The sequence below is a fragment of the Streptomyces bluensis genome (genome assembly GCF_014650715.1).
In the GTDB taxonomy this organism is placed as follows: Bacteria; Actinomycetota; Actinomycetes; order Streptomycetales; family Streptomycetaceae; genus Streptomyces; species Streptomyces bluensis.
The window spans coordinates 342,563-366,290 of the sequence record NZ_BMVM01000008.1 but is presented as its reverse complement, the minus strand read 5'-3'; the positions used below and the strand labels follow the sequence as shown (position 1 = coordinate 366,290).

Genomic DNA, 23,728 nt, shown 5'->3' with positions numbered 1-23,728 from the left:
GATGGTACTGCAGGGGGGACCCTGTGGGAGAGTAGGACACCGCCGAACAAATATTGAGGAATCCCCCGTGCCATTCGGTACGGGGGATTTCTGCGTTTAGGGTCGAGCCATGCGCTACGACCTCGTGATATTCGACAACGACGGTGTCCTCGTCGACAGTGAGCCGATCTCCAACAGGCTCCTGGCCGCGTACCTCACCGAGTTGGGGCACCCCACCTCGTACGAGGAGTCCATACGGGACTACATGGGGTCGGCCATGCACAGGGTGCATGAGCTCGTCCTGGAGCGGACGGGAGAGCTGTTGCCCGGGGATTTCGACGATGTCTTCCACGGGCGGGTATTCGCCGCGTTCGAGCGGGAGTTGGAGCCGGTGGACGGTGTTGTCGCTGTGCTGGAGAAACTCCTCGCGGACAGAGTGCCGTACTGTGTGGCGTCGTCCGGGAGCCATGAGCGGATTCGGGTGGGGCATCGGAAGACCGGGCTCGACCGGTGGTTCGGCGACGGACTCGTCTTCAGTGCGCAGGACGTGGGGAAGGGGAAGCCGGCCCCGGATCTCTTCCTGTACGCGGCCGAGCGGATGGGGGTTGCTCCGGACCGGTGCGCGGTCGTCGAGGACAGCCCTCTGGGAGTGCTGGCGGCACGGGCGGCCGGCATGGACGTGTACGGGTTCACGGCGATGACGCCCGCGGAGAAGCTCCCTGGGGCCAGGGGGCACTTCTCGGACATGGGGGAGTTGGTCGCACTGCTGACTGACCGGGCTGCTTAGTTGAGCAGTATTCAACTTCCTCTACCCATGGGTAGGTCAGGGCCCTACGCTGTGCCGCCATGACAGATGTGCTGCGGCGTGGCCGGGCCTCGTTGGCGTTCGGTTTCTTCGCCCAAGGCGTCGCCTTCGCACTGCTGGTGACGCGGATTCCGGCCATTCAGGACCGGTACGGCGTCTCCGACGCCTTGTTGCCGGCCTTTCTCGCCGCCGTGCCGGTTCTGGCCGGTGTCGGGAGCGTGTGCACCGAGCAACTCGTGAAGCGGGTGCCGCCCAGCCGGGTGCTGCGGTGGTCCCAGCCCGTCGTGCTGCTCGCCCTTCTCGGCGTGGGAGCCGGGGAGCACATGGCGGAACTCGCTGTCGCGCTGGCCGCCTTCGGGCTCGCCGTGGGGGCGCTGGACGCGTCCATGAACATGCTCGGGGTGAGCCTCCAGCGGTCGTACGGGCGGAGCATCATGCTCGGCTTCCACGCCGCGTACAGCCTGGGCGGGATCCTGGGAGCCTCGCTCGCCTGGGTGGGGGCCAACTGGGAGTTCGCGCTGGTCGTGTCGTATCTGCCGGTCGTGGTGGTGCTACTGCCGGCCGCGTTCGTGGGGAGCCGCTGGTACGTCGACGCGGGCGTACCAGAGCAGGGGCAGGGGCAGGAGCAGGGCGAGGCTGTGGGGGAGAGCGGGGCCGTCGTCTTCAGGGTGCTTTTGCCGCTCTGTCTCGTGATGGCGTTCGCTTATATCGGGGACTCGACCGTTTCCAACTGGAGCGCCAAGTACCTCCAGGACGTGCTGGGAAGCTCGGAGCAGCTGGCGACCGTTCCGTACAACGTCTACATGGTCACGACGCTGCTGGGGCGGGCCATCGGGGACTTCGGGGTGCGGCGGTTCGGGGCGGTGGCCGTGGTGCGGATGGGGTCGCTGGTGGCGGGGCTCGGGTTCGCGGTGGTGGCCGGGGCACCGGGGGCGTGGGTCGGGATGCTCGGGTTCACGCTGTTGGGACTCGGGCTGTGTGTGATCGTGCCGCAGACGTTCGCGGCGGCCGGGAGGCTGTTTCCGGGCGCTTCGGATGCGGCCGTCGCGCGGCTGAACATCTTCAACTACGTCGGATTCCTGGTCGGTTCGCCGTTGGTGGGGGCGCTGGGGGATGCCTGGAGCTATCGGGGGGCGATGCTCGTGCCGATGGTGTTGGTGCTGGTGACCCTCGTGTACGCTCGGTCGTTCGATCCTCAACCGGCCCGATACGGTGGCGGGCATGAGCGGCCGCGCACAGCTGATGTGGGACGAGGCAGTAACGGGCTATGACTTCGGTCCGGACCATCCGATGGATCCGGTCCGGCTGGCGCTGACCAGGGGTTTGGTGAGTGCCTTCGGGCTCGACAAGGGGCCCGGGGGCGGTGCGGGTGTCGGTGCCGAGGGGCTTGAGGTGGTTTCCGCCAAGCCCGCCGGGGAGTCGACGTTGCGGCTCGTGCACCGCGAGGACTATGTGGAGGCGGTCAAGGCAGCGTCCGGGGATCCGGGGGCGGCCGACGGGTCGTACGGGCTGGGGACCATGGACGATCCCGCGTTCCCCGGGATGCACGAGGTGTCCGCGCTGATCGCGGGGCAGTCCGTGGGGGCCGCCGAGGCCGTGTGGCGGGGGGACGCGCTGCACGCGGTGAACTTCGCGGGTGGGCTGCACCACGCGATGCCGGGTGGGGCGTCCGGGTTCTGCATCTACAACGACGCCGCGCTGGCGATCGCGCGGTTGCTGGAGCTGGGCGCCGAGCGGGTCGCGTACATCGACGTGGACGTGCATCACGGTGACGGGGTGCAGGCCGCGTTCTGGGAGGATCCGCGGGTGCTGACGATCTCGTTGCACGAGCATCCTCGGACGTTGTTCCCGCAGACCGGGTGGCCGGAGGAGACCGGGGCGGAGAGCGCGCAGGGGTCGGCTGTGAACGTGGCCCTCCCGGCGGGGACCGGGGACGCGGGGTGGCTGCGGGCGTTCCACGCGGTCGTGCCCGAGCTGATCGACGACTTTCGGCCCCAGGTGCTGGTGACACAGCACGGGGCCGATACGCATTTCGAGGATCCGTTGGCGCATCTCGCCGTCTCGTTGGACGCTCAGCGGGCCGTGCAGGTCGCCTGTCACGACCTGGCGCACGAGTACGCGGACGGGCGGTGGATCGCGCTGGGTGGGGGCGGGTACGCCGTGGTCGAGGTGGTGCCGCGGTCGTGGACGCATCTTGTGGCCATCGCCGCGGGGCGGCCGATCGAGCCCGAGGCGATGATTCCTGAGGGGTGGCGGCAGACGGTGTTCGCGCGTACGCGGCAGCTGGCGCCCGCGCGGATGACCGATGGGCGGTGGCCGGTGGAGTGGGCCGGCTGGGAGGCGGGATACGACCCGGCGGATCGGCTGGATCAGGCCGTGTTGGCCACGCGGCGGGCGGTGTTTCCGTTGCGGGGCTTGTTGCCGTAGGGGTGGGCGTGGGCGGCGGGTGCGTGGCTGGTGCGCTGTGAGCGGGGCGTACTTCGTGGCTGGTCGCCCGGACGCGGTGGACTCGGTGGCCCGGGCGGCCTGGCGGCACGGCCTGGTGGCCTGGTCCTTGAGCGGTTACGCCGACCGTGCGGTCTTTCCCCGTTCCCGGGGCCCCTTCCCGTCCGATGCGCCACCATCACCCCCGTGTTGAGCACCGGAGCGCTGCGGGACCATCTGTTGGCTGCCGGACTCGCGGGGGTCGTGGCCACTACGCGGGAGTCGAGCCTGCGGAGGTATCGGCTGTTCGCGGCTCGGGATCCCCGGGTGTTGATGGGGCTGGATCCCGTGGGGAGTTGGGGGCAGCCGGAGCTGATCGCGTTGATGGCGGACAGGTGTGGGGTTTCGAGGGATCCGAGGATCACTTCCGGGCCGGACGCGATCGATCCGGAGCTGACGCTGGCGGCTCTGGACGCCTTTGCGGAACGTCTCGCGGAGGCTGCGCGGCGCAGGGCGCCGGTGCTTCTCGGGACCGGACATCCGCATCGGCTGCTCGGGTTCTACGGCGGCCTGGCAGACGCCTTGTCGGCGGCGGGGTGTGAGGTCCTCACCCCCGCGAAGGGTAGACGTGTCGACATAACGACCCGGTTCGGTCTACGCACACACAACCTCGACTACGTACGAGGAGTCGCGTTGGTACGCGACCCCGGCGCTCGGAGCTCCGGTTGTGAGACTGGCGCGCACACGCATTCACCGCTCCCGGTTCGTACCGTTCTGGCCGCTGCCGCTGAGCGTGGGGGGCCGCTCCCGGAACTCGTCATCGGGGACCATGGCTGGGTCTGCGGGGCAGGTCAGCTGGGGTTCGAGGTGATGGGGCTCGCGGATACGGACGATCCCGCGCTCTTCGTCGGGGAGGCGGAGGGGCGCGTGTCCGTGGCCGTTCCGCTTGATGACGCTGTGCGGTCTGATTACTACCGACCGCTTACCCGCTACGTACTCAATCGAGCGTGTCTGTCACAGTAAGCCGCCGATGCCATCCCCTCTTCCCCACTCGCATCACCCGCCCCTACATTGGGGAGTGAGCACGCAGCGACGAAGAGTCACCGGAAGGGGAAGCCGGTGGCCGTCGAGTGCGGAAGGTTCAGGTGTGTCATGGCTGCAGCTGGCGAGAGGCCTCTGAACGAGGTTCAGTTCCTGACCGTGGCGGAAGTCGCCTCGGTGATGCGAGTGTCGAAGATGACCGTGTACCGGTTGGTGCACAGTGGTCATCTGCCGGCGATCCGGGTGGGGAGGTCGTTCCGGGTGCCGGAGCAAGCGGTCCACGAGTACCTTCGCGAGAGTTATGTGGGGGTGGAGACAGCCTGACGGCGTACGGGTGTTGAGGGGTCACGGGGTCCCGAGGGACTCCCGGGGCTCCTCGGCTCCCCCTCGATTACGAGCTCAGCGCTCGGGCGGGTAGGCTAGCCCCTCGTAGGTCGTGTGGGCCCATGGCCCTCAGCACCGAGTGAAGAGAAGTGAGCGAGGGTAGTCGTGGGCTCTGTTATCAAGAAGCGGCGCAAGCGGATGGCTAAGAAGAAGCACCGCAAGCTGCTCAAGCGCACCCGCGTTCAGCGTCGCAACAAGAAGTAGGGCGGACCCTCCGGGGTATTACGCCTTACGGCTCTGTGCGAGCGCTGCGACAGCGCGCTCTGTGGCCCCCCACCAGCCGGTGGGGGGCCACAGCCATGTCCGGGGGGGGGAGGGGCCGCAGAGCGCGCTACAGCTCGTACGACAGCGGGAACTCGTCACGTCGTGCATCGGGCGGTCATCACAGCGCAACGTCGACCCGCTAACGTGGCCGGACAGACGGGGAACGCGGCAGAGTACGGGCAGCACCACACAGGTGTGTGCGGGCGTCTGGAAGGAAGGCGTTGATCTTGGGCAAGGTCGTGCTCGTGACCGGGGTGGCCCGTCAGCTGGGAGGTCGGTTCGTACGACGGATCCAGCGTGACCCCGAGGTCGACCGTGTGGTCGCGGTGGACGCGGTGCGGCCCGAGCATCATCTCGGCGGCGCGGACTTCGTGCAGGCCGACATCCGGCAGCCGACGATAGGGCGTGTGCTGGCCGAGCACGGCGTGGACACCGTGGTGCACATGGACGTCACGGGCACCCCGCTGGGCAGCGGCAGCCGGACCACGGTCAAGGAGACCAACGTCATCGGCACCATGCAACTGCTCGGGGCCTGTCAGAAGTCCCCGGCGGTCAAGCGGCTGGTGGTGAAGTCCAGTACGAACGTGTACGGGTCCGCGCCGCGGGATCCGGCCGTGTTCACGGAGACGATGCCGCCCAAGTCGCTGCCGAGCGGCGGCTTCGCGAAGGACACGGTCGAGGTCGAGGGGTATGTGCGCGGGTTCGCGCGGCGGCGGCCCGATGTGGCCGTGTGCGTGCTGCGGTTCGCGAACATCCTGGGGCCGTGCGCCGACTCGCCGCTCGCCTCGTACTTCTCGCTGCCGGTGCTGCCGACGGTGCTCGGCTACGACCCGCGGTTGCAGTTCGTGCACGAGGACGACGTGATCGAGGTGTTGCGGATCGCCTCGCACGAGCCGGCGAGCGGCACGCTCAACAGCGGCACGTTCAATGTCGCCGGCGACGGGGTGCTGCTGCTGTCGCAGTGCGCGCGGAGGCTCGGGCGGCCCACGGTGCCGCTGCTGATGCCCGCGCTCAGCTGGGTGGGCTCCATGGTGCGTACCCTGGGTGTGACGGACTTCTCGCCGGAGCAGCTTCGGCTGCTGACCCACGGGCGGGTCGTGTCGACGGCCCAGATGCGCGAGACGCTGGGGTACAAACCCAAGTACACGACGGCGGAGACGTTCACGGACTTCGCTCGCAGCCGCGGTCCCGGGCTGCTGCCGCCGGAGGCCCTTTCGAGGGCCGTCGACCGGATTGCCGCGACTCCCGCCCGGGGCGGTGGTCACTCCCCGACGCACAGCGCCAACTGAGGAGCGCATCAACGATGGCGGACGCCAAGGTCATTCCGTTCGACGACGACCGGTCGCGCGCCGGTGCCGCGCAGCGCCCGCCGCGTCGCCGGAGTGCAGCGGGGAGCCGGCGCAGGCGCGACTCCGCGCTGGTCGCTGATGTCCAGGAACTGCCGGAACGGCAGCGCGGGCAGGATGATGTTCCTGTGACACATGAGCAGCCGGAGGCTCCGGGAGGGCCTCAGAAGCCTCAGGACGGCGGTCTGGAGCGCCGTATCGCCGGTGGGCTGGCCTTCCTGCGGAAGCGGTTGACGGGCGACTACGAGGTCGACGACTTCGGTTACGACGCCGAGCTGACCGACCAGGTCCTGATGTCGCTGCTGCGGCCGGTGTACGAGAAGTACTTCCGGGTCGAGGTGAAGGGCGTCGAGAACATCCCGGCCGAGGGTGGGGCGCTGATCGTCGCCAACCACTCTGGCACACTGCCGCTGGACGGCCTGATGATGCAGGTCGCGGTGCACGACCATCATCCGGCGGGCCGTCACCTGCGGCTCTTGGCGGCGGACCTGGTGTTCGTGTTGCCGGTGGTGAACGAGCTGGCCCGCAAGGCCGGCCACACGCTGGCGTGCGCGGAGGACGCCGAGCGGCTCCTGGCGCGCGGTGAGCTGGTCGGGGTGATGCCCGAGGGGTTCAAGGGCATCGGCAAGCCCTTCAACGAGCGGTACAAGCTTCAGCGCTTCGGTCGTGGTGGTTTCGTGTCGACCGCCCTGCGGCAGGGCGCGCCGATCATCCCGTGCTCGATCGTGGGCGCGGAGGAGATCTATCCGATGATCGGTAACGCGAAGACGCTGGCGCGGCTGCTGGGCTTCCCGTACTTCCCGATCACACCGACGTTCCCGTGGCTCGGTCCGCTGGGCGCGATTCCACTGCCGACGAAGTGGACGATCCAGTTCGGCGAGCCCATCCCGACGGACGGCTATCCGCCGGAGGCCGCCGAGGACCCGATGCTCATGTTCAACCTGACGGACCAGGTCAGGGAGCAGATCCAGCACACGCTTTACAAGTTGCTGGTGCAGCGGCGGTCGGTGTTCTTCTGAGGGGGAGTTCCTTACGCGAGTTCCTTACGGATACGGCGGTGGGGGCGCCCCTTCCGTTGAGGGGCGCCCCCACCGCCGTATCGCGGGAATCTAGTGCGCGTCCTTGCTGTCGATGCCCAGGCCGGGCAGGAGGCCCGGGAGGAGCGGGGGCAGGGTGACGTCCGGGGCCGTGGTCGGGGTGGTCTTGTCGGACGAGGGGGACGGGCTGCTGGTGCTGTCCTTGGGCGGGTCCAGCAGGCCGCCCGTGTTGCCGCCGAGCAGACCGTCACCGGCGCTGTCCGAGCTGGAGGGCTGCGGTTTTCCGCTGCTCTGGCTCTGGCCCGCGGAGCCGCTGCCGCTGGCGCTGGGGGCCGGCCGGTCGGTGTGCCCGGAGCCGGTGGAGCCTCGGCCGGTGCCGCGCTGTCCGCTGTCGCCGCGCTGTGCCGGGGGCTGTGGCAGGAGCGACTGGAGCGGGGCGACCTCTTCGTCTATGGCGTCGAAGACCGACGAGACCTGCTGACTGACGTCCCCGAGCTGTACGGGGAGCCGGTCACGCAGCGCTCCCCAGGCCTCGCGGTGGGAACGCGAGAAGGTGGAGAGGGCCTGGATGGGGCCCAGGGAGCCGGGGTCCCGCTCGTACGCCTCGTGCAGCAGACGGTGGCCCTCCGAGGCGTCGTGCCGCATGCCCATGAGGGTGCGGCGGACCTCGCCGAGTGATTCGTGGTCGAGGGGGCCGCCGCGGTCGCGCTCCATGAGCCGACGGGCCTCACCGAGCCGGGTGGACGCCTGGTCGAGGTAGAGCTCGCCTCGGTCCGTGTTGTTCTCGGCCCAGGTCAGCTTGAAGTCCTCGATGCCGCGCTTCAGGCCGTACAGCGAGTCACCGGGGAGGGCGTCCGAACTGGCGGCGGCGACACCGCCGAAGGCTCCCGCGGCCACACCGACGCTGAGCCCGCCCGCGGCGAGGCCCTTGGTCAGTCGTGAACGTGGTCGCAGTTTCCCCAGTGGGCCCGCTCGGTGAGCGCCCCGCGCCCTCCCGGATCGCTGCTCGGGCACCGAAGGGTCCGACGCCTCGCCTCCCGAAGCCGTGCCCTCCTGCAGCATGGCCTCCATCGCGGCCACGAGCTGGGCCCGCTGGACGACCTTGACCTCGGGGTCGAGCTCCGGCTTGGGCAGCTCGCCGAGGCCGGTGGTGAGGGCCAGCAGGCGGCCCTGCTCGGTCTGTGCCGCGGTGGCCGGGGCCGGTTCTTCGGGCTGCTCGGCCGCCGTGTCCCGGTCGGGCAGCTCCTCCAGAGCCTGGGCGAAGGCGTTCGCCCGCCGGTGCGCCGATACGTTTGCGATCACTGGCGGCACCTCCTCTCGTCGTGACGGTCGGCTCCCCAGGGGGTCCTGAGGGTTCCACACCCCGACCATTTCCACACGATCGAGTGACCGGTGTCAGCCAAGGTGTGACCACAGGGAGCCTGCATCCCGCACAACGAGCGGCGCGGCACATGGGTTACGGACGGCGGGTGATCGCTGCGAGAACCCAACGGTCCTTTACGGAAGGTGAGTTGAGGGTCGCCGAGCGTAGGCGTTCGGGTCCGGTTCGTGCGGTGTGCTCAGCGGGCGTCTTCCGGCAGGAGCCGGGCGAGGGTGCGGACGGCGCGGTACTGGAGGGTCTTGATCGCGCCCTCGTTCTTGCCCATCACGCGGGCCGTCTCGGCGACGGAGAGGCCCTGGAGGAAGCGGAGCGTGACGCACTCCTGCTGTTGCGGGTTGAGGCGTCGTACGGCGTCGAGGAGTGCGGCGTTGGACAGGGACTCCAGGACGGAGTCCTCGGGGGAGCGCTCGACCTCGTTGGCGTCGAGCATCTCCCCGGTGGTGACTTCCAGGCGGAAACGGCTGGACTTGAAGTGGTCGGCGACCAGGTTGCGGGCGATCGTCACGAGCCAGGCGCCGAAGTCGCGACCCTGCCAGGTGAAGGTTCCGATCCGGCGCAGGGCGCGCAGAAAAGTCTCGCTGGTGAGGTCCTCGGCGGTCGCCTTCCCGCCCACCCGGTAGTAGATGTAGCGGTACACGGTGTCGCTGTACTGGTCGTAGAGCCGTCCGAACGCGTCGGCCTCGCCGGCCTGGGCGCGCTCCACGAGGTCCATCATGCGTGCGCTGTCGCTGTCCGCGGCCGGACGGCGGGCGGTGGTGGTAGTGGTCGAGCCGGTGCGGCCGCGTCTGCTGACCACGGCGCTGCTGTCGGCGAGCGCGTAGCACGGACTGGCGGGGGCAGCGGGAACGGCGAGTGCGGGCGCGGCGTACGCGGTGGGGACGAAGCGGCGCAACATGTCGTGGACCGTTGCGCGCAGCGTAGCCAGGCCCGAGGCGTCAACCCCGACGTGTGGGTACACGGGACTCCCAGAGGCAGAGCTTCCATCACGTGCAGTACGGGACCGTTCACCCGTCGTAGCGACGGAGGGGTACCGGTTTGCGTCTGAGGAGAATAACGCTTCGTGCAGGCACTGCTACACCGAGTTGCTCAAATCATCGATTGCGTCGCTTCTGATACCGATTGAGGCCGGTTCAAGTGCGGTTCTGTGATCGCTTGTTGTCTGTATGGGCCCGCATTGCGCTCCGCTCGGGGGCGTGTTGTGGCCGGGTTCGGAGGATGTGACTGGCGGGGGTGATGTGGGGGTAATGGAGCAAGAATGCGGCTCTGGTTGTGTCGGGTCGCGCCGGGGTGTGGCCGGGGGGACTCGTCTGCCAGTTCCTGTCGGTGGTCGCCTGCGGGTTCGTCGTGGCTTGTCGCGCCCACGCGGCGGAGCCGCAGATTCAACACAGCCTCGCGCCCCTAAGAACGCGGGCGCACCCGGCCGCACCGCCGGAGGCGGTGCGAGCGCCCGCCCGCCGGCAGGCGTCAGCGGCGGCGGCGGTGCAGGGCGATCGCGGCGGCCGTGCCGCCCGCCACCGCGCCGACACCCGCCGCTGCGGGCAGGCCGACCTTGGCGGCCTTGCGGGCCGTGCGGTAGTCGCGCAGGCGCCAGTCGAACTGGCGGGCGTGCTTGCGGAGCTTGGCGTCCGGGTTGATCGCGTAGGGGTGGCCCACCAGCGAGAGCATGGGGATGTCGTTGTGCGAGTCGCTGTAGGCCGCGCAGCGCGAGAGGTCCAGGCTCTCCGCGGTCGCCAGCGCGCGTACCGCCTCCGCCTTCGCCGGGCCGTGGAGCGGCTCGCCGACCAGTCTGCCCGTGTAGATGCCGTCGACCGACTCCGCGACCGTACCCAGGGCGCCGGTCAGGCCCAGGCGGCGGGCGATCACCGTGGCGATCTCCACGGGGGCCGCCGTCACCAGCCACACCTTCTGGCCCGCGTCCAGGTGCGCCTGTGCCAGCGCGCGTGTCCCCGGCCAGATGCGCTCCGCCATGTACTCGTCGTAGATCTCCTCGCCGATCGTCATCAGCTCGGCCACCCGGTGGCCCTTGACGATCGAGAGGGCGGAGTCGCGTGCGTCCTGCATGTGCTCGGGGTCCTCGACCCCGGCCAGCCTGAACCACGCCTGCTGCCAGGCGAACCGCGCGAGATCGCGGGTCTCGAAGAACTTCCGCTTGTACAGGCCCCGCCCGAAGTGGAACAGGGCGGCACCCTGCATGACGGTGTTGTCGAGGTCGAAGAAGGCGGCGGCCCGGTCGTCGCCGTGCACGGGGAACTGCGGTTCGGCCTCGCTGGTCAGTTCCTGTTCCTGCGAGGACTTGCGCGCTGCCTCAGCCGAGGCCTCGCCTGCCAAAACGCTCCGCGCCGTGGCGGAGCGCCTACGGGGAGTGAGCCATCCGAGAGCGGCCATGACGCGAGCATAGCCAGTCTGTTCGGTGCTTCCGGAGTTGAGAGGTTTGGAGGGTGTGAACTCTCCGGGGCCGTGTCGTTAAGGAAGCGATCCGATCGGCGTGTCCGCGTGCGGAGGCGGCCGGGCGCGGGCCGGGTGCGGGGCCCCCGCGGTGCCAGGGGTTCCGCGCGTCGTGGGCAGCGCGAGAATGGCCGACATGAGTCCTTTCTTCAGGCGTGCCGACCGGCGTACCGACAAACAGCCGAAACCTCAGGACCGCCTCGTCACCCTTATTCGTAAGCCCGGCTGTCATTTGTGCGACGACGCCCATGCCGTCATCGAGAAGGTCTGCGGTGAGCTCGGGGTGCCCTGGGAGCAGAAGGACATCACTCAGGACGAGGAGCTGTACCGGACGTACTGGGAGCAGATCCCGGTCGTGCTCGTCGACGGACAGCAGCACACCTTCTGGCGCGTGAACGAGCAGCGCCTGCGGAAAGCCCTCACATCCGGCCCGACTGAGTAGTCCAACTGGGCCATAACGTCGCTTAGGATCGAGCCGAACAGGTCTCGGGGGCGGGGATCGTTGAGGAGAGTGTGCGGTTTTGCCCCCATCGAGTGAGGGACGAGTGCGCCCGCGCGCCGGTTCCATACGGATGCGCCGGGGGCGCGTGACCCCGGTCACGTTGGCCGGGCAAATCGGACACCATCTTTGTGCACGCGTTCACAAAGACATAGCCTGCATTCGACGGGGCGGTCTGGGGACGTATGGCCGCCTACAGCCCCGCGCTACCCGCAGGAGCACCGTGGCAACTGGCAGAACTCACCGACCGGCGACCCGTAGCCGAGGGATTCCCGAGGCCACCGTCGCCAGGCTTCCGCTGTACCTCCGAGCCCTGACCGCACTGTCGGAGCGTTCGGTACCCACGGTCTCCTCCGAGGAGCTCGCCGCCGCGGCCGGGGTGAACTCCGCGAAGCTGCGCAAGGACTTCTCCTACCTGGGCTCCTACGGGACGCGGGGTGTGGGGTACGACGTCGAGTATCTCGTGTACCAGATCTCGCGTGAGCTGGGGCTGACCCAGGACTGGCCGGTTGTGATCGTTGGTATCGGTAACCTCGGTGCCGCGCTGGCCAACTACGGCGGGTTCGCGTCCCGTGGTTTCCGTGTCGCCGCGCTGATCGACGCCGATCCGGCGATGGCCGGGAAGCCCGTCGCGGGCATCCCCGTGCAGCACACGGATGACCTGGAAAAGATCATCGATGACAACGGCGTGTCGATCGGTGTCATCGCCACCCCTGCCGGAGCCGCCCAGCAGGTCTGTGACCGGCTCGTCGCCGCCGGGGTCACCTCCATCCTGAACTTCGCGCCGACCGTGCTGTCCGTGCCGGACGGCGTCGACGTACGCAAGGTGGATCTGTCGATCGAACTCCAGATCCTCGCCTTCCACGAGCAGCGCAAGGCCGGTGAGGAGGTCACGGGTGAGTCCGGGGCCGTGGTCCGGGCGCCCAAGGACTCCGGGAAAGGGCCCGACGGGGACGTCCCCGCGGTGATGCCGGCATGAGTCTCCTCGTCGTCGGGCTGAGCCACCGCAGCGCCCCGGTCAGCGTGCTGGAGCGGGCCGCGCTGTCCCAGGACACCCAGATCAAGCTGTTGCAGGACACGGTCGCCGCCGAGCCGGCCACCGAGGCCGCGGTCCTCGCCACCTGCAACCGCATCGAGCTGTACGCCGACGTGGACAAGTTCCACGCGGGCGTCGCCGAGCTGTCCACGCTGCTCGCCCAGCACAGCGGGGTCGGGCTCGACGAGCTCACGCCCTACCTGTACGTGCACTACGAGGACCGGGCCGTCCACCACCTCTTCTCCGTGGCCTGCGGGCTGGACTCGATGGTGGTCGGCGAGGGCCAGATCCTCGGGCAGATCAAGGACTCGCTGGCCCAGGCGCAGGAGCTGCACACCGCCGGCCGGCTGATGAACGACCTGTTCCAGCAGGGCCTGCGGGTCGGCAAGCGCGCCCACTCCGAGACCGGTATCGACCGCGCCGGCCAGTCCCTGGTGACCTTCGGTCTGGAGCAGCTGGCGTCCGGTGCCGACGTCGAGACCTGGGCCCGGGGCAAGCGCGCCCTCGTCATCGGCGCGGGCTCCATGTCCTCCCTCGCCGCGGCGACCCTCGCCCGCGCCGGTGTCCGCGAGATCGTGATCGCCAACCGGACGTACGAGCGTGCCGAGCGCCTCGCGCAGATCCTGACCGAACAGGGCGGCAAGGGCGACAAGGGCGAATCCGGTGTGATGGCCCGTGCGGTGCCGATGGACGCGGTGGCGGCCGAGGTGACACGTGCCGGGCTTGTCGTGTCCTGTACTGGTGCGACCGGACTGGTCCTGACGGCCGAGTCGGTGGCGACCGCGGTCGAGGGACGCCTCCCCGCGCCGGCGGGTGCCGGGGGTTCGGGAGCCGCCTCCGGTCGTACGACGCCCGGGGCAGACGTACCACCCGGACGGGCGGACGCCCCGCTGCCCGCCACCTCCGTCGGCACCGAGGAGGGCTGCCCGCTCGACCTGTCGGCCGTGCAGGGCGGCGGCTTCTCCGTGCTGGGTGAGGCCGCGGTCGCCGGGATGGACGCGGCCACGCTGGAGCAGCACGCCGCCTGGGTGGACAACGCGACCGTCGACCGCCGCGAGCGCCGCCGTACGCCCGACGCCGACGCCGAGCTCATCACCGCGCTCGCCGCCACCGTCCGCGTCAGCGGGCGGATCCCCGAGCGGCGCAGGCCCGAACCCGTCGCCGCGGTGCCCCGGCCGGAGCCCGTGCTCGCGCTGCTGGACCTGGCGATGCCCCGGGACATCGACGCGGCCGTGCACCGGCTGGCCGGAGTGCGGCTGGTCGACATAGAGTCGCTGGCCGAGGCCTCCGCGGGCGCGCCCATGGCGGCCGACGTGGACCAGGTGCGGCGGATCGTTTCCGACGAGGTGGCCGCGTTCGGCGCAGCTCAGCGGGCCGCCCACATCACCCCCACCGTCGTGGCCCTGCGGACCATGGCCGCCGACGTCGTCGCAGCTGAGATCGCGCGGCTCGACGGGCGGCTGCCCGGCCTCGACGACAGGCAGCGTGGCGAGATCACGCAGACCGTGCGGCGTGTCGTGGACAAACTGCTGCACGCGCCGACCGTACGGGTCAAGCAGCTCGCGGCTGAACCCGGCGGTGCCGGGTACGCGGACGCGCTGCGGACCCTGTTCGACCTGGACCCGGAGACGGTCGCCGCCGTCTCGCGGGCCGACGATGAGACCGACGGCTCCCAGAGGGACGCCGAGAACCGAGGGCGAGCATGAGTGAGCCACACGTACAAGGAGCCCTGAGGCTCGGGACCAGGCGGAGCAAGCTCGCCATGGCCCAGTCCGGGCAGGTGGCGGACGCCGTGAGCCAGGTGACCGGACGGCCCGTCGAGCTCGTGGAGATCACCACCTACGGCGACACGTCCCGCGAGCACCTCGCACAGATCGGCGGAACCGGAGTCTTCGTCACCGCGCTGCGGGACGCGCTGCTGCGCGGCGAGGTCGACTTCGCGGTGCACTCCCTCAAGGACCTGCCCACCGCACAGCCCGACGAGCTGGCGCTGGCCGCCGTGCCGAAGCGGGAGGACCCGCGTGACGTGCTGGTCGCCCGGGACGGGCTGCGCTTCTGCGACCTGCCCGAGGGCGCGCGTGTGGGGACCGGTTCCCCGCGGCGCATGGCCCAGCTGAACGCGTACGCGCGCAGCCACGGGCTGCGCATCGAGACCGTGCCGATCCGGGGGAACATCGACACCCGCATCGGATACGTGAGGAACGGTCAGCTGGACGCCGTCGTCCTCGCCGCCGCCGGCCTCAGCAGGATCGGCCGGATCGACGAGGTCACCGACTTCCTGCCGGTCGACATGGTTTTGCCCGCCCCCGGCCAGGGGGCACTGGCGATCGAGTGCAGGGCGGGGAACACCGCCGAAGCAGCAGCTCTCCTCGCCGCGCTCAGTGAGCTCGACGACCCGCACACGCGGGGCGCCGTGACCGCCGAGCGGTCCCTTCTCGCCGCCCTTGAGGCCGGTTGCAGTGCCCCCGTGGGCGCGCTCGCCGACCTTCTGGCCGACGGGCAGATTGTCAAGGAAATGCGCCTGCGCGGCGTCGTCGGCACCACCGACGGCTCGACGCTGGTGCAGCTGTCCACCACCGGTCCCGTGCCCGAGACGTACGACCAAGCAATGGCGCTCGGCCGTGAACTCGCCGCCGAGATGCTTGCCAAGGGCGCGGCCGGTCTGATGGGGGAGCGAGCACATTGAGCCCCACCACCCTTCCCGCCGGTCAGGACCACGGGCACGTCACCTTCCTCGGTGCCGGACCCGGCGATCCGGGACTGCTCACACTGCGCGCCGTGGAGGCGCTGGCGAACGCGGACGTCCTCGTCGGTGAGCACGAGGTGCTCGACGTGGTCCGCGCGCACGCCCGGTCGGGCGTCGCCGTCCTGGACACGGACGCCGATCCGGCTGCCGCGTCCCGCGCGGATACGTTCCCGGGCACGGGCACACCGCAGCTGGCGGTTGTCGACGGCGCGTCAACCACCGCTGGCGCACCCGCCGCGCGAGATGCGGCACATCTTGTCATGGAGGCCGCGCGGGGCGGCAGGCGGGTCGTCCGTGCGGTGTCCGGTGACCCCGGCCTCGACACGTACGCCGCCGAGGAGATGATGGCGTGCGCCGCCGAGGGCGTGCCGTTCGAGGTCGTGCCCGGTGTGGCCGCCGCCGTGGGCGTGCCCGCGTACGCGGGTGTGCCGCTGCGGGACGCGCAGGGCGCGGACGTACGGTTCGTGGACGCGCGCACGGCCTCCGACCGGTGCTGGACGGAGGTCGGGGCGTCGGACGGGACGGTGGTGGTGTCCACGACGCTGGACTCGGTCGCCGCGGCGGCCGGTGAGCTGGTGGCGGGCGGCCGTAAGCCGGACACCCCGATGACGGTGACCGTCGCCGGTACGACGACCCGGCAGCGCACCTGGACCGCGACGCTCGGCACCATCGCGCAGACCCTGAAGCAGGCCAAGGTGCTGCCCTCGCCGGAGGGCGGCCGGCCGGTGATAGCCGTGGTCGGTGAGCGTTCCGCCCCCGCCCAGCGCGACCAGCTGTCCTGGTTCGAGTCCAAGCCGCTGTTCGGCTGGAAGGTCCTCGTACCGCGGACCAAGGAGCAGGCGGCGTCGCTCTCCGACCAGTTGCGCTCGTACGGGGCCGTGCCGCACGAGGTGCCGACGATCGCCGTCGAGCCGCCACGGACGCCCCAGCAGATGGAGCGGGCCGTGAAGGGCCTGGTGACGGGCCGGTACGAGTGGATCGCGTTCACGTCGGTCAACGCGGTGAAAGCGGTCCGGGAGAAGTTCGAGGAGTACGGGCTCGACGCACGGGCCTTCGCCGGGATCAAGGTCGCCGCGGTGGGCGAGCAGACGGCCAGGGCGCTGGTGGCCTTCGGTGTGAAGCCGGACCTGGTGCCGAGCGGGGAGCAGTCGGCGGCGGGGCTGCTGGAGGACTGGCCGCCTTACGATCCTGTTTTCGATCCGATTGACCGGGTGTTCCTGCCGCGTGCCGACATCGCCACGGAGACGCTGGTCGCCGGGCTCATCGAGCTGGGCTGGGAGGTCGACGACGTCACGGCGTACCGGACCGTGCGGGCGTCGCCGCCGCCGGCGGAGACCCGGGAGGCGATCAAGGGCGGCGGTTTTGACGCCGTTCTGTTCACGTCGTCCTCGACGGTGCGGAACCTGGTGGGTATCGCGGGCAAGCCGCACAACGTGACGGTGATCGCGTGCATCGGTCCGGCGACCGCCAAGACCGCCGAGGAGCACGGGCTGCGGGTGGATGTGATGGCTCCCGAGCCGTCGGTCCACAAGCTGGCGGAGGCGTTGGCGGACTTCGGCGCCCGGCGGAGGGCTGCCGCACTGGACGCGGGGGATCCGGTGACGCGGCCGAGCGAGCGGAGGCCGGGGGCGCGGAGGCGTCGGTCCACGACGACCTGACGACCTGATGACGACCTGACAGCGACTGACACGGGACGGCGGGGCCTGCGGGTGCCCCGCCGTCCGTGCGTGTTCGGGCTGTCGGTGGTTGCGGGGGCTGCCGCCGGACTCCGCCTGCCAGGCGCCGGGGGGTGCGGGCTGTCAGGGCTGTAGGACCCTCCCGCCCGGGGGCCTGGAGTGTGCGTCTCGTGGTCTGGGCGGCGGTCCGGGGCTATCGGGCGGTCGCGCCGGCTGGTTCCGGTTCGTTCGCCGGTGTGCGGGTGGTGGGCTGCTGTGGTCCTCGGGCGGCGACGTAGAAAAAGAGCGCGGCCATGATGGCGACTCCCGCCCACATGGCGTGCTGCCAGCCGTCGACGAACGACTCCTGGGCGGCATGGATCAGAGCCCGCGCGCGGGGACCGGCCTGGTGCGCGGCGTCGACGGCGTTGGCGACGCCTTCGCGTGCGGTGTCGGCCGGGCCCTGGGGAACGCCGGCGAGCCGGGGCTCGATGGCGCTGCGGTAGCCGGAGGACAGCAGTGCTCCGAGCAGAGCGACGCCGAGTGCGGTCCCGAACTCGCGGGTGACGTCGTTGAGCGCGGACGCGACGCCCTGCCGCTCGCGAGGGAGGGCACTGGTGATGGCCTCGGTGGAGGGCGTCATCGACAGACCCATGCCGATGCCCATGGCGAGCATGCCGGGCAGGAGGGACAGATAGCCGCCGTCGACGGAGACGAGGGCGGCCATGAGCGCCAGACCAGCACCGGTCAGGAGGATTCCGGTGGTCATGGTCGCTCGGGGGCCGATACGGGCGGCCAGCCTGGGGGCGAGGCCGGAGGCCGCCATCATCAGCACGGCCATGGGCATCAGCGCCAGGGTGGACAGCAGCCCCGACCAGCCGAGGACGGCCTGGAAGAACGGGAAGAGCACCACGAAGACGCCCGCCTGGACGCCGAAGAGCACCAACAGCGTGATCGAGCCGCCGGCCAGAGAGCGTTCGCCGAACAGACGCACGTCCAGGAGCGCGGCTTCCCGGCGGCGCAGCTCCCAGGCCACGAAGGCACCGGCGGCGATGATGCCGACGGCGAGGCCGAGCAGGGTCGCGGGCGCGGTCCAGCCGCGCTCCGGGCCTTCCTGAAGAACGAAGATGAGCCCGGTCACGGCGACGATGGAGGTCAGCGCGCCGACGGTGTCGAAGGGATGCCCTGACGTCTCACGGGAGTTGGGGACCGATCGCAGCGTCATGGTGAGCGCGACGATGACGAGTGCGACCGGCAGGACGAACAGCCACCGCCAGGTGGCCACGTCGACCAGGGCGGCCGACAGGAACATGCCCAGGATGCCGCCGCCTCCGGCGACACCGGTCCACACGCCGATCGCCCGTCCCCGTTCGCCCTCGGGGAAGGTGGAGGTGATCACGGCGAGGGTGATGGGCATGATCATCGCCGCGCCGACGCCGCTGAACAGACGTGCGGTGAGCATGACCTCCGCCGACGGGGCGAGAGCCGCCGCCGCACTCGCGACGCCGAAGACGGTCAGGCCCGCCAGCAGCATGGGCTTGCGGCCGAAGCGGTCGCCGACCGCGCCGAGCGGCAACAGGAGCGCGGCCAGGCCGAGGGTGTAGATGTTGATGATCCACAGGATCGTGCTCTGCGAGGCGCCGAAGGCGACGGCGAGGTCGGGCTGGGCGACGTTGAGCCCCGACACCGAGGCGATGACGGCCATCAACGCGACACAGACGGCGATCAGGATCGTGCGGCGCTGACGCGCGTCGGGCACTCCCTCACCGGCGACGCCGCTCGGCTCGGCGCTCACCTGGCCAGGCTGGTTCGTACTCATGGATTCCTCTCGGCAAGGACGCGGAGGCCGGCGCCGGAGTTGTGGGGCCGACCGCGAAGGACGCTAATCGCGCCTTGCCGACGAGGCATACGATGTTGCGCATGACGCAAGACACTGATGAGCTGGACAGCCTGGTACGCAAACGCATCCGCGCCCTGCGCGTGGCCCAGGGCTGGTCCCTGGAGGACTTGGCCGCCCGCGCCAATGTCAGTCAGTCCACACTCAGCCGCATCGAGAACGGCCAGCGCCGCCTGGCGCTGGACCAGCTCGTCACCCTCGCGCGTGCCCTGGACACCTCCTTGGACCAGCTGGTCGAGACCGCCACGGACGACATCGTCTCCCACCCGATGATCGACGGAACCCACCAGCTGATGCGCTGGCCCATCAAGGCAGATCCCGGGATGACCGTGGTACGCCAGCGGATGACCAACCCGCCGCCCGACAACCCCTCGCGCATGCGCGCCCACCCGGGCCGCGAATGGCTCGTCGTCCTCTCCGGCACCGCGATCCTGCTCCTGGGCAACCGGCGCTTTCGGATCGAGACCAACCAGGCGGCGGAGTTCCCCACGATGCTTCCGCACGCCATCGGCGCCGAGGGCGGACCGTGCGAGATCCTCGGCATCTTCGACCGCGACGCCCGCCGTGGCCACCAGCGCGGCGAGGACGCCGGGAGCACCGGGAACGCGAACCGCCCGTCACCGTAACCGTTTTGCGTGTTCCGCAGCTCAGCGGGCCATCGCCTTGCGCATTCCGAAAGCCGCCAGGCCCCACCCGGGTGGCCTGCTTAGCGTGGGCGCATGAACCACCCCTCCCCGAACCACGCCTCCCCGCACACAGCGCGGCACGGCGCCCACCACGCCCACGAGCACACCGCAGGCGACCATACGGAAATCCTCGACCTGGACGCGGACGTGCTCGCCGAACACACCGCGTCCCTCATCGCCTGGCTCCCCGTCGAGACCAGCCCCCGCCGCATCGTGGACCTGGGCTGCGGGACCGGCGCCGGCACCCTCGCCCTGCTCAAGCACTTTCCCGAGGCCGAGCTGACAGCCGTCGACTCCTCAGCCGCCCATCTGCACCGCCTGGGGGAGAAAGCAGCCGCAGCCGGAGCAGCCGACCGCGTGCACCTCGTCGAGACCGACCTCGACGCGACGGTGTGGCCCGAACTCGGCCGGCCGGAGCTGGTCTGGGCATCGGCCTCCCTGCACCACATGGCCGACCCCGACCGCACCCTTGAGCACGTCCACGGTCTGCTGGCACCGGGCGGGCTGTTCGCCGTCGTCGAGCTGGCCGGCTTCCCCCGGTTCCTGCCCGAAGACGCTCCCGAAGACGCTCCCGGACTTGAGGAGCGCTGCCATGCGGCGCGTGACCACCATCACGCCGAGCACGTCCCCCACCGTGGCGCCGACTGGGGAACCAAGCTGGCAGAAGCCGGCTTCACCGTCGAAGCCGAACGCACCATCTCCGCCGGCATCGGTCCGACCCGCACCAACGCGGTGGGCCGCTACGCGCTCAGCAGTCTGCGCCGCATGCGCGTCAGCGTCGCATCCGCCCTGACGGCCAGGGACCTCACCGCTCTCGACCGGCTACTCGACACCGACAGCCCGCACAGCATCCTGCACCGCGGCGATCTGCGGGTGCGCACCGAGCGCACGGTGTGGGCCGCACGCCGCACCTGACCCCCGTTCCCGTCCCTGCCGGCGGCCGCCATCGCGGCCTGGGCGGGCCGACATTCCGTCGGCAAAGGGGCCCCCGGGCCAGGCGTAGCGTAGAGGGCATGTCGAAGTACGGATCCTTTCCCGGTACGCGGCCCCGCCGGCTCCGTACCACGCCTGTCATGCGCCGCATGGTCGCCGAGACGCGCCTGCACCCGGCCGACTTCATCCTGCCCGCCTTCGTCCGGGAGGGCGTCAGCGAGCCGGTGCCGATCGCGGCGATGCCCGGGGTCGTGCAGCACACGCGCGACAGCCTGAAGAAGGCGGCCGTGGAGGCGGTCGAGGCCGGGGTGTCCGGGATCATGCTGTTCGGCGTGCCGGAGGAGAGCAAGAAGGACGCCCTCGGGACTCCGGGGACGGATCCGGACGGGATCCTTCAGGTGGCCATCCGTGATGTGCGGGCCGAGGTCGGTGACGAGTTGCTCGTCATGTCCGATCTGTGTCTCGACGAGACCATCGACCACGGGCACTGCGGCGTGCTGGACGCGGAGGGGCGCGTCGACAACGACGCCACCCTGGAGCGGTACGCCGAGATGGCGCAGGTGCAGGCCGACGCGGGCGCGCACGTGGTGGGGCCGAGCGGGATGATGGACGGGCAGATCGGGGTGGTCCGGGAGGCCCTGGACCAGATCGGGCGTGAGGACGTCGCCATCCTCGCCTACACCGCCAAGTACTCGTCCGCCTTCTACGGGCCGTTCAGGGAGGCTGTCGCCTCGTCCCTGAAGGGTGACCGGAAGACGTACCAGCAGGACCCCGCCAACGTCCGGGAATCCCTGCGGGAGTTGGCCCTCGATCTGGAGGAGGGGGCCGACATGGTGATGGTCAAGCCCGCGGGCCCCTATCTCGACGTCCTGGCCCGGGTCGCGGACGCCGTGGACGTGCCGGTCGCCGCGTACCAGATCTCCGGCGAGTACTCGATGATCGAGGCCGCGGCGGAAAAGGGCTGGGTCGATCGGGATCGCGCGATTCTGGAGAGCCTCACCGGGATCAAGCGGGCCGGCGCCCAGAACATCCTGACGTACTGGGCGACCGAGGCGGCGCAGAAGCTGAGGTGACCACCCGCCCCAACTCGCCCCTCACTTGTCCGTGCTGAACCACGCCTCCGCGAGGTCGTCGAGGCGTGGGCGGGGCGGGGCGGGCAGTTCGCGCAGGTACCAGGGCAGGTCGCTGTAGACGTGCAGCAGGGCGTGGGCGAGCAGTTCGCGGGGGGCGTGCGGGGTGCGGCCGTACGCCGCGTAGAAGCGCCTGAGCTGTCGGGCGTCGGCGCAGGTCAGGAACAGGGCGGCGCCCGCGAAGTCGTACACCGGGTCGCCGATCATGACCGGTTCGAAGTCGAAGAGGCCGGTGACCCGCCAGCCGTCCTGCGGGCTGACCGTCAGGTGCTCGCGCATGAACTCGGTGTGCAGCAGCACGCCTTGCGAGGGCACGGTGAGCGGTACCGAGCCCAGGAAGTCCGGGATCTGCTCCAGCCAGGGCTCAGGGAGGCCGTTCGTACGGTGGTGCCGGACCGCCTTGGCGCGCTGCACGGCCAGGAACCGGTTCCAGTCCGGCGGCCCGACCACGTCCGTCAGCGGCTTCGGGTCCAGGGCGTGCAGCGCGGCCAGCGTCTCGGCCGCCTCGGTGACGATCCGGTCCTGGTCGGCAGCCGGGATCCGGTGCCACTGCACGGCCAGACTCTCACCGGGCAGCCGTGACATCAGCACGAACCGCCAGCCGTTCTTGTACAGGTCGCCCGCGTGCAACCGGGGTGTAGGCACGGGAAGTTGCCCCCACAGGTGGGACAACACCCGTGCCTCCCTGAGGGCTTCGGCGGCCTCGAAACCGGGATAGAGCTTCAGGACGAGCGAGTCACCGACCGAGTACACCGGCAGCGAACCGTCCTCGAACCGCACCAACCGGGCCCCTACGAGCCCCAGTTGTGCGCAGAGGTCCTGCGCCGCCGGTCGCAGCAACGCCTCATCCCGTACGACCGCGTTCAACTCGTCGACCGTGTCCACGCTGGGCAGCATGCGGGCAGCCTAGGCGTGCCGGGGGCCGCCCGCACCGCGAAGTCCGCGGGTGCGCGGGGTAGGTACCTCTTTCAGGTGCGGAGAGGACCAATGCGGGGCCCTTGCGTGTGGTCGCCTGTACGATGCGGCCGGCTTGACGGGCGTCTGGCCGGGCGGGGTGCCGTGGATCGCCCCTCAGTCCCATCAGAGACTCAGTCCCACCAGAGGCTCAGTCCCACCAGAACGACCACGCCCGCTGCCCGAGCACCTCGTGCGCCGCGTACGCGCGCAGGGTCGCGTGGTGCCCCTGCGTGATGTTGTCCGGGCAGAACGCGAAGTGCTCGGCGGCGACGGCCTCGGCCTCGGCCTGTGTGGTGGGCGGGGCCGCCACGGACAGGACGAGCTGGTCGAAGGTGACGGCGACGACGCGTATGCCGAAGCGGTCTTCCCAGGAGCGGAGCACCGCGCACAGACGGGCGGTGTCGCCCTCGTGGTTCATGGGGCCGGTCCAGCCGATGGCCGCCGGGATGTCGGCGGAACGCCGGGCCGGGACGAGAGCGAGGCGCGGCTCCTTGAACCCGGAGCCCGCGTCGACGAGGGAGTCGGCGACCTCGGCGGCACGGGCGTCGGGGGCCGCGGTGAGCGGGAGCGCGGGGGAGAGGCCGGGCCACACCGCACCGTACGGCGCGACCGTCTCGTCGTACGGCGTGGGTTCGCCGAAGAGCTCGACGGTGCTCTCCCCGCCGGGGTGGTCCCCGTCCGCGCCGAGCTCGTCCGCCGCGTAGTCCTCCCAGAACTCCGCCAGGACCTCCTCGGCGTCGTGGTCCCCGGGATACGACATCTCGCCCGGCATCAACTCCCACCCCTCCGGGCCGCCTTGGGCGCCGCCGGTGTCCAGCAGCACCGGGAGGAGCCCCGCCCGGCCGGCGGGCGAGCCCAGTGCCGCCCAGTTGCCCGGGGACGCCTGCCGCTCGGCGTGCCACAGCAGCGGCTGGTGCCACGGACCCTCGTGGTCCCCCACTGCCTTAAGGGCGTGGGAGGTGCCCCCAGCTTCGATCAGTCGTCCGGGCGGGAGCTGAAGCCCGAGGGAACGCCCGCTCGGGTCGGCCGCCAGTGCGGGCAGCGGGTTCGGAAGTGTCGCCATGGGGGTGACTGTAGGGGGCG

22 protein-coding genes are annotated in these 23,728 nt (G+C 70.5%); 16 read left to right on the top strand and 6 right to left on the bottom strand.

The annotated features are described in order from the left end of the window. Window positions 1–109: 109 nt before the first annotated feature. The 8 genes from IE262_RS21940 (at window position 110) to IE262_RS21905 (ending at window position 7,262) form a co-directional block, all read left to right on the top strand. A complete protein-coding gene (locus IE262_RS21940) occupies window positions 110–766 on the top strand; it encodes an HAD family hydrolase (RefSeq protein WP_189875823.1) in 657 nt (218 codons plus the stop codon). Window positions 767–825: 59 nt separating this feature from the next. Further along, window positions 826–2,055 carry an MFS transporter gene (locus IE262_RS21935; protein ID WP_189875821.1) on the top strand — a complete coding sequence of 410 codons (1,230 nt, stop codon included), beginning with the start codon at window positions 826–828 and terminating at the stop codon, window positions 2,053–2,055. Beyond that, window positions 2,006–3,211: an acetoin utilization protein AcuC gene (locus IE262_RS21930; RefSeq protein ID WP_134038692.1), complete on the top strand. Its 1,206-nt coding sequence runs from the start codon at window positions 2,006–2,008 to the stop codon at window positions 3,209–3,211. The genes IE262_RS21935 and IE262_RS21930 overlap by 50 nt, the downstream gene beginning before the upstream one ends. 204 nt (window positions 3,212–3,415) lie before the next feature. Then, window positions 3,416–4,231, top strand: coding sequence for a phosphatase (locus tag IE262_RS21925; RefSeq protein ID WP_189875819.1), 816 nt, complete (start codon window positions 3,416–3,418; stop codon window positions 4,229–4,231). A gap of 129 nt (window positions 4,232–4,360) precedes the next feature. Beyond that, entirely contained in the window at window positions 4,361–4,573 is a 213-nt protein-coding gene (locus IE262_RS21920; protein WP_004984898.1) for a helix-turn-helix domain-containing protein, read from the top strand. Between the two features lie 165 nt (window positions 4,574–4,738). Next, entirely contained in the window at window positions 4,739–4,837 is a 99-nt protein-coding gene (locus IE262_RS21915; RefSeq protein WP_003948845.1) for a 30S ribosomal protein bS22, read from the top strand. A 287-nt stretch (window positions 4,838–5,124) separates the two neighbouring features. Then, on the top strand, window positions 5,125–6,186 hold the full coding sequence (locus IE262_RS21910) for an NAD-dependent epimerase/dehydratase family protein (protein ID WP_134038694.1): 1,062 nt from the start codon (window positions 5,125–5,127) through the stop codon (window positions 6,184–6,186). Window positions 6,187–6,200: 14 nt separating this feature from the next. Further along, window positions 6,201–7,262 (top strand): lysophospholipid acyltransferase family protein, encoded by a 1,062-nt coding sequence (locus IE262_RS21905; RefSeq protein ID WP_134038695.1) that lies wholly within the window; start codon window positions 6,201–6,203, stop codon window positions 7,260–7,262. Between the two features lie 90 nt (window positions 7,263–7,352). On the opposite strand, the gene IE262_RS21900 is transcribed toward IE262_RS21905, so the two are convergent. From IE262_RS21900 to IE262_RS21890, 3 genes are all read right to left on the bottom strand, one after another. Beyond that, on the bottom strand, window positions 7,353–8,582 hold the full coding sequence (locus IE262_RS21900; RefSeq protein WP_189875818.1) for a DUF5667 domain-containing protein: 1,230 nt from the start codon (window positions 8,580–8,582) through the stop codon (window positions 7,353–7,355). Window positions 8,583–8,839: 257 nt separating this feature from the next. Next, the gene (locus tag IE262_RS21895; RefSeq protein ID WP_189875816.1) at window positions 8,840–9,619 is read right to left on the bottom strand and encodes an ECF subfamily RNA polymerase sigma factor, BldN family; all 780 of its coding nucleotides are present in this window, start codon (window positions 9,617–9,619) and stop codon (window positions 8,840–8,842) included. A 506-nt stretch (window positions 9,620–10,125) separates the two neighbouring features. Then, window positions 10,126–11,046 (bottom strand): HAD family hydrolase, encoded by a 921-nt coding sequence (locus IE262_RS21890; RefSeq protein WP_189875814.1) that lies wholly within the window; start codon window positions 11,044–11,046, stop codon window positions 10,126–10,128. Window positions 11,047–11,233: 187 nt separating this feature from the next. Between IE262_RS21890 and IE262_RS21885 the strand changes: the two genes are divergently transcribed. From IE262_RS21885 to IE262_RS21865, 5 genes are all read left to right on the top strand, one after another. Continuing rightward, the gene (locus IE262_RS21885) at window positions 11,234–11,548 is read left to right on the top strand and encodes a glutaredoxin family protein (RefSeq protein ID WP_189875868.1); all 315 of its coding nucleotides are present in this window, start codon (window positions 11,234–11,236) and stop codon (window positions 11,546–11,548) included. Window positions 11,549–11,828: 280 nt separating this feature from the next. Further along, window positions 11,829–12,584 (top strand): redox-sensing transcriptional repressor Rex, encoded by a 756-nt coding sequence (locus IE262_RS21880; protein WP_134038700.1) that lies wholly within the window; start codon window positions 11,829–11,831, stop codon window positions 12,582–12,584. After that, window positions 12,581–14,347, top strand: a complete 1,767-nt coding sequence (locus tag IE262_RS21875) for a glutamyl-tRNA reductase (RefSeq protein WP_189875812.1) — start codon at window positions 12,581–12,583, stop codon at window positions 14,345–14,347. The genes IE262_RS21880 and IE262_RS21875 overlap by 4 nt, the downstream gene beginning before the upstream one ends. Beyond that, complete coding sequence (hemC, locus tag IE262_RS21870; RefSeq protein WP_134038702.1) at window positions 14,344–15,327, top strand: hydroxymethylbilane synthase; 984 nt, start codon at window positions 14,344–14,346, stop codon at window positions 15,325–15,327. Before IE262_RS21875 ends, hemC begins: the two co-directional genes overlap by 4 nt. Then, window positions 15,324–17,045 (top strand): bifunctional uroporphyrinogen-III C-methyltransferase/uroporphyrinogen-III synthase, encoded by a 1,722-nt coding sequence (locus IE262_RS21865; RefSeq protein ID WP_189875810.1) that lies wholly within the window; start codon window positions 15,324–15,326, stop codon window positions 17,043–17,045. The genes hemC and IE262_RS21865 overlap by 4 nt, the downstream gene beginning before the upstream one ends. Window positions 17,046–17,256: 211 nt before the next feature. Here the strand turns inward: IE262_RS21865 and IE262_RS21860 are convergent, their stop codons facing one another. Then, window positions 17,257–18,861, bottom strand: a complete 1,605-nt coding sequence (locus tag IE262_RS21860) for an MFS transporter (protein ID WP_189875808.1) — start codon at window positions 18,859–18,861, stop codon at window positions 17,257–17,259. Between the two features lie 101 nt (window positions 18,862–18,962). Here IE262_RS21860 and IE262_RS21855 point away from each other — a divergent pair, with 101 nt between their 5' ends. The 3 genes from IE262_RS21855 (at window position 18,963) to hemB (ending at window position 21,631) form a co-directional block, all read left to right on the top strand. After that, a complete protein-coding gene (locus IE262_RS21855; RefSeq protein ID WP_189875806.1) occupies window positions 18,963–19,565 on the top strand; it encodes a helix-turn-helix domain-containing protein in 603 nt (200 codons plus the stop codon). A gap of 93 nt (window positions 19,566–19,658) precedes the next feature. Beyond that, complete coding sequence (locus IE262_RS21850; protein WP_189875805.1) at window positions 19,659–20,540, top strand: class I SAM-dependent methyltransferase; 882 nt, start codon at window positions 19,659–19,661, stop codon at window positions 20,538–20,540. A gap of 98 nt (window positions 20,541–20,638) precedes the next feature. Continuing rightward, window positions 20,639–21,631 (top strand): porphobilinogen synthase, encoded by a 993-nt coding sequence (gene hemB, locus IE262_RS21845; RefSeq protein WP_189875803.1) that lies wholly within the window; start codon window positions 20,639–20,641, stop codon window positions 21,629–21,631. 21 nt (window positions 21,632–21,652) lie between these two features. On the opposite strand, the gene IE262_RS21840 is transcribed toward hemB, so the two are convergent. Next, window positions 21,653–22,585 (bottom strand): phosphotransferase family protein, encoded by a 933-nt coding sequence (locus IE262_RS21840; RefSeq protein WP_189875801.1) that lies wholly within the window; start codon window positions 22,583–22,585, stop codon window positions 21,653–21,655. 208 nt (window positions 22,586–22,793) lie between these two features. Then, entirely contained in the window at window positions 22,794–23,708 is a 915-nt protein-coding gene (locus IE262_RS21835; RefSeq protein ID WP_189875799.1) for a DUF4253 domain-containing protein, read from the bottom strand. Window positions 23,709–23,728 lie beyond the last annotated feature (20 nt).